Below are 6,000 nucleotides of genomic sequence, written 5' to 3' on the forward strand. Positions count from 1 at the left end.
AGACAGGCGGATTCATGAAGGCGCGCGTGTTCATCACCCTCAAGCCCGGGGTCCTCGACCCCCAGGGCAAGGCCATCCATCACGCCCTCGAAGGCCTCGGCTTTAGCGGCGTCAACGACGTCCGCGCGGGTAAGCTGATCGAGCTCGACCTCGCCGACGGCACCAGCGACGGCGACATCGAGGAGATGTGCCGCAAGCTGCTCGCCAACATTGTGATCGAGAATTTTCGCATCGAGCGCCTGCAGGACGCCTGACGTGCCACGATTCCCGCATATTTCGCGGGTAAGGCCCGGAATATGAAAAGCGCGGTTATCGTCTTCCCCGGATCCAATTGCGACCGCGACGTGGCGGTTGCGCTGGAGCTGGTCACGGGACGCAAGCCGGCGATGGTCTGGCACCGCGACACCGAGCTTCCCGACGGCACCGATTTCATCGCCTTGCCCGGCGGCTTTTCCTACGGGGATTACCTCCGTTCGGGGGCGATGGCGGCGCGGTCGCCGATCATGGCCGCGGTCAGGCAAGCGGCGGCGCGAGGCGTTCCGGTCATCGGCATCTGCAACGGCTTCCAGGTGCTCACCGAGACCGGGCTCCTGCCCGGCGCGCTGATGCGCAATGCGGGATTGAGCTTCGTCTGCCGCCCGGTGCGGCTGAAGGTGGAGAACAGCCAGAGCCTGTTCACGGCCGCCTATGATTCCGGCGAGGAAGTGGTTTTCCCGGTCGCCCACCACGACGGCAATTACCAGGCGGACGAAGCGACACTGGATCGGCTCGAGGGCGAAGGCCGGGTGGCGTTCCGTTATGGCGAGCCGGTCAACGGCTCGGCGCGCGATATCGCCGGCATCCTCAACGACGCCGGCAACGTGCTCGGGCTGATGCCGCACCCTGAGAGAATGGTAGAAGCGGCGCATGGCAGAATCGACGGCCGCCGGCTGTTCGAAGGATTGCTCGAAACCGTCGCTTAATGGCGGTGCTTGATCGGCAGCTCGGTGCAGCCGCTCGTCGCCGGCGGCGCCATGCACATCAGCACGCGGTCGGGACCGGGCGTATCGAACACGCGGGTATATTTCTCGAGCGTCATCGGTTCGACGAAGATGATGACCGTTGTCGCCTGAGCGGCCCCGGCGCACCCCAGCATCGCAACGGCAATGGCAATCCGCATTGCTCTCATGGCATCGACCCCCTGGTCGCCCGGCTGTCTCGGCCTGGCCCATTGAACGGCTGGTGAACGATTGTTCAGGTATCCACGGTAAACGGCGTGAAATCGGTGCCGAGGTCATAGACATCGACGCCTTCGCGCCGCTTGAGGAAGCCAACCACCGCGTACGTGACGGGCGTCAGCACCACTTCCCAGCCGACCTTCAGGATGAATTGGAAAAGCATCACGGCGCCGAGCGTCGCGACCGGCCAATCCGCCATTCCGTAGAATGCCAGCGGATAGAAGATCAGGCTGTCCGCGCCTTCGCCGATGACCGTGCTGCCGATGGTCCGGGTCCATAGGTACTTGCCGTCGGTCCAGATCTTCATCTTGGCGAGCACGACCGAGTTGAGGAAGTCGCCGACGAAGAACGCGGTCATCGACGCCAGGATGATCCGCCAGCCGGAGCCGAACACCCGCTCGTAGGCGGCCTGCCCGGTCCACCCTTCCGCGACCGGCAGCCGAACCACGGTCCATTCCATGACCGCCAGGAACAGCAATGCGCCAAAGCCGGCCCAGATCGCCCGTCGCGCGCGGGCGAAGCCGTAAACCTCGGTCATTACATCGTCGATGATGTAGGCGATCGGGAAGAACAGGATACCCGCGCCGAACGGCCATGGGCCGATGCCGGGCAAGTTCACGAACGATCGTTTCTCCGCCCCGACGACGTTCGACAGCAGCAGCACCACTACGAACGCGACCATGACGAAGTCGAAATAGCGGAACCGCGCGCCATGCATCGAGCGCGCCTCGACGTGGCGCAGGCCCTCCCCTTCGGCTTTCATGGGGGAAGGGCGTAGCGCGGTTCCGCCGCGCGTCAATCGGGACCTCCGGCGCCTGCGTCGCGTCGATGCGCGGCGTCATTGTTCGTGCTAACTGGCCCCGCTCAAGGGGGAGGCATGGACCGTCGCTCGGTGATCAAGGGCGCGCTTGCGGCAGGCGCCTTGGCGCTGCCGGGCGCCGATCCGCAGCTGCTCGCTCGACCGTCCCTCGCATGGCGGCGCGTTCGTCCGGGGATGCCCGGCTGGCCGAGCCAGGCGGAGTGGGCGCGGCTCAATGCCGACGTCGCCGATCGGCTGATCCGCCCCATCTCGCCGCTGAAGGAATGCGCGCCCGCCGGCGGCCCGAGCTGCGACGCTGTGTTCAAGGAGATCGCCAACCCATACTTGATTCGCGACCATCCGGCGCTGACCCAGTCGCTTGGCTGGGTCGATGCCTGGGTGTCGCAACCGAGCGCCTACGCGGTCGCCGCACGAAGCGCCGCCGACGTCGCCGCCGCCGTCCGCTTCGCCAAGCGGCACAACCTGCGCTTGGCGGTGAAGGGGGCAGGCCACAGCTATCACGGCACGTCGAATGCGGCGGATTCGCTGCTTGTCTGGACTCGCAATCTGACCGGCATCGAGCTCCACGACGCCTTCACGCCAAGCGGCTGCACGCACTCGGAAGGACCCGCCGTCAGCCTCGGCGCCGGGCTCATCTGGCAGGAGGCCTATACCGCCGTTACGACCCGAGGCGGACGCTATGTCCAGGGCGGCGGCTGCTCGACGGTCGGGGTCGCCGGACTGGTCTCGAGCGGCGGGTTCGGCACCTATTCCAAAGGCTTCGGATCGGCCGCGGCGAGCCTGATCGAGGCTGAAGTCGTCACCGCCGATGGTCGCGTCCGAATCGTCAACCGATGCCGCGAGCCCGACCTGTTGTGGGCCTTGAAAGGCGGCGGCGGGAGCAGTTTCGGAGTGCTCACGCGCCTGACGCTGCGCACGCATCCGCTGCCGGCCGAAGCGGGCGTCGTCAACGCCGACATCAGAGCCAGGGACCCCGAGGCGTTCGCCGCGCTAATCGACCTGGCGATGGACTTCTGCCGCCGCCGGCTGCTGACCCCGCACTGGGGCGAGCAGATCATTTTCCGGCCGCGCAATGTCATGCAGATCAGAACCGAGTTCCAAGGCATCCGCCAGGCCGAGGCGGCCGCGATGTGGAACGAATTCTTCAGCGCGGTCCGGTCGCGCGGCTCCGCTTTGTCGCTCGGCGAGGTCACCATCGTGTCAGCGCCAATGCGCAAAACCTGGGACCCCGAATTCCTGCGCACCATCCCCGGGACGATCGCGGCCGATAGTCGGCCCGGCAGCGCGCCGGGCAACGTCTATTGGGCGGGTGACGCCGGCCAGGCGGCGCAGTTCATCCACGGCTGTGCCTCGATGTGGCTGCCCGCCGCACTGCTCCAAGATGGAACTCGCGCGCGCCTGGTTTCGGCTCTCGCGCAATCCGCCGCGCTGTGGAAAGTCAGCCTTCACCTCAACAAGGGGCTGGCCGGCGCAATTCCCGCGGTCATCGCCGCCGCCCGCGATACGGCGACGAACCCGGCAGTGCTCGACGCATTCGCGCTCGCCATCCTCGGCGCTGAGGAAGGCCCCGCCTATCCCGGCGTGCCGGGGCACGAGCCGCATGTAGCCGAGGGGCGGTCCGACGCGGCGCACGTGCGCGCCGCCGCGGCGCCGCTGCGGGCATTGCTGCCGGCGCCCGCATCCTATGTGTCGGAGAGCGATTATTTCGAAGAGAATTGGCGGCGCGCCTTCTGGGGCAGCAACTACGCGCGCCTGGCACGGATCAAGCGCCGCTATGACCCCGAGGGCCTGTTCTTCGCACATCATATGGTCGGCAGCGAGCACTGGTCGCCGGACGGCTTCACGCCTTCGACAGCCTAGCGCGGCAATCGGTTCGCGCGGTTTCGCTGCGCGTCAATTGCCGCTACTTCGGCTGCCGCGCGCGCCCGTAGCTCAGCTGGATAGAGCACGAGCCTTCTAAGCTTGAGGTCGCAGGTTCGAATCCTGCCGGGCGCGCCAGTTTTTCGAGGGATTCATGACTGAAGCACGCCGCCCCATCTGGAAAAGCCTCTACGTCCAGGTGCTGGTCGCAATTACGCTCGGCGTGGTCGTCGGCTGGCTGTGGCCCACGACCGGGGCGGCGCTGAAGCCGCTCGGCGACGGGTTCATCAAGCTCGTCAAGATGATCATCACTCCGGTGATCTTCCTCACCGTCGTCACCGGCATCGCCGGGATGCGGGACCTCCGCGCCTTCGGCCGCATCGCCGCCAAGGCGTTCGCCTATTTCATCGTCATGTCGACGCTGGCGCTGGTGGTCGGGCTGGCGGTCGCCAATCTGGTCCAGCCGGGCGCCGGCCTCAACGTCAACGTCGCGACGTTAGATACCGGCAAGGTCGCGAGCTACGTGACCAAGGCGCACGAAACGACCGTCACCGGCTTCGTGCTCAACATCATTCCCGACACCCTGGTCAGCGCCTTCACCTCCGGCGAGATCCTGCAGGTCCTGCTGGTCGCGATCCTGTTCGGGATCGCGCTGGCGACGATGGGCGAGCGCGGCGAGCGGCTGCTGGGCGCGCTGCGCACGCTGACCGCGGTGGTCTTCCGCATCGTCCGCATCCTGATGTACGCCGCGCCGATCGGGGCGTTCGGCGCGATGGCCTTCACCATCGGCCAATATGGCATCGGGACGCTGGTCAACCTGGCCCAGCTGATCGTCACTTTCTATGCGACGTCGCTGCTGTTCGTGCTGGTTATCCTCGGCTCGGTCGCCTGGTTCGCCGGCTTCTCGATCCTCGCGCTGATCCGCTACATCAAAGACGAGCTGCTACTGGTGCTCGGCACCTCCAGTTCCGAAAGCGCGATGCCGCTGCTGATGGAGAAGCTGGAGGCGGCGGGCTGTCCCAAGCCGATCGTCGGGCTGGTCGTGCCGACCGGTTATTCGTTCAACCTTGACGGCACCAACATCTACATGTCGCTGGCGGCTTTGTTCATCGCCCAGGCGTGCAACGTGCATTTGAGCCTTGGCGACCAGTTGCTGCTGATGGCGGTTGCGGTCCTGAGCTCGAAGGGCGCGGCGGGCGTCACCGGCTCCGGGTTCATCGTGCTCGCCGCGACGCTGTCGGTGGTGCCGTCGATCCCGGTCGCGGGAATGGCGCTGATCCTCGGCGTCGACCGCTTCATGAGCGAGTGCCGGTCGCTGACCAACTTCGTCGGCAATGCGGTGGCGACGATCGTCGTCGCGCGGTGGGAAGGTGCCGTCGACATGGTGCGATTGCGCCGGGTGCTCGCCAGCGGCGAGCCGAGCGCGGAGGAGATCGAGCGCATCCAGCTCCAGCGCGGCTAGCTGCGTGCGCCCGTTCGCGATTGGATAGAGCGCCTTCTAAACTTGAGGTCGCGGGTTCGATCCTGACCCGGCGCGCCAAAACCCTACGATCGATCTGCGTTTATGGCAGGAATGGATGGAGAGCAGACTCTACGCCGACCGATACTCTTCGATCTTCCGCTCCAGTTCGTCAGCAGGCACTTCCCATCCAAAGAGTCTGACACGTCCACCGACGCGAGGATAAATCAGACATGCGCTGACTAGCCCCGCAGCGGTTCGGATTACCTCTGTCTGGTCGATGTCGTTCCACGCCCAGTGCAATCGCCTCCAACCGAGGTTCTGAGTGATACCTTCGGCGTCAATTGTGAGAGTGCCAGGAAAGCACGCGGCCCAAAGATACCGCAATGCCAGAAGGCCAAAAAACGCCATTCCGACGCGCAAGAATATGACGGCTTTCGTCGCTTCGGCCGGTTGAAGGTTTGACGCCGCAGGCCTGCTGAGCGTCCACAAACAGACCCCGACAAAGGCAACGCAGAGGGCTAGTCGTCCGATTGCTTGAAGGCGAGATTCTTGAACGATCATTGGTGACACGCGGCATTACTAGCGAATGTCGCTAATGGCAGGAATGGGTCGAAAACTGCCATTTAGAACCCCGATGCGCC

Annotated in this window: 6 protein-coding genes and 1 tRNA gene; 5 read left to right on the forward strand and 2 right to left on the reverse strand. The window is 65.5% G+C overall.

The window, feature by feature from the left end:
• Positions 1–14: 14 nt before the first annotated feature.
• Both purS and purQ read left to right on the forward strand, forming a co-directional pair.
• Positions 15–254 (forward strand): phosphoribosylformylglycinamidine synthase subunit PurS, encoded by a 240-nt coding sequence (gene purS, locus N539_RS0105690; protein ID WP_028969481.1) that lies wholly within the window; start codon positions 15–17, stop codon positions 252–254.
• Positions 255–296: 42 nt separating this feature from the next.
• Entirely contained in the window at positions 297–962 is a 666-nt protein-coding gene (gene purQ / locus N539_RS0105695) for a phosphoribosylformylglycinamidine synthase subunit PurQ (protein WP_028969482.1), read from the forward strand.
• On the opposite strand, the gene N539_RS0105700 is transcribed toward purQ, so the two are convergent.
• On the reverse strand, positions 959–1,168 hold the full coding sequence (locus N539_RS0105700; protein WP_156029780.1) for a hypothetical protein: 210 nt from the start codon (positions 1,166–1,168) through the stop codon (positions 959–961). The genes purQ and N539_RS0105700 overlap by 4 nt on opposite strands.
• 65 nt (positions 1,169–1,233) lie before the next feature.
• Positions 1,234–1,980, reverse strand: coding sequence for a queuosine precursor transporter (locus tag N539_RS0105705; protein ID WP_028969484.1), 747 nt, complete (start codon positions 1,978–1,980; stop codon positions 1,234–1,236).
• Between the two features lie 114 nt (positions 1,981–2,094).
• Here N539_RS0105705 and N539_RS0105710 point away from each other — a divergent pair, with 114 nt between their 5' ends.
• From N539_RS0105710 to N539_RS15705, 3 genes are all read left to right on the forward strand, one after another.
• Entirely contained in the window at positions 2,095–3,897 is a 1,803-nt protein-coding gene (locus N539_RS0105710) for an FAD-binding oxidoreductase (RefSeq protein WP_028969485.1), read from the forward strand.
• A 61-nt stretch (positions 3,898–3,958) separates the two neighbouring features.
• Positions 3,959–4,035, forward strand: a tRNA-Arg gene (locus N539_RS0105715).
• Between the two features lie 16 nt (positions 4,036–4,051).
• On the forward strand, positions 4,052–5,359 hold the full coding sequence (locus tag N539_RS15705) for a dicarboxylate/amino acid:cation symporter (protein WP_051531517.1): 1,308 nt from the start codon (positions 4,052–4,054) through the stop codon (positions 5,357–5,359).
• The last annotated feature ends 641 nt before the right edge of the window (positions 5,360–6,000 follow it).

It is taken from the genome of Sphingomonas sp. URHD0057, from assembly GCF_000620665.1.
Taxonomy (GTDB): Bacteria; Pseudomonadota; Alphaproteobacteria; order Sphingomonadales; family Sphingomonadaceae; genus Sphingomicrobium.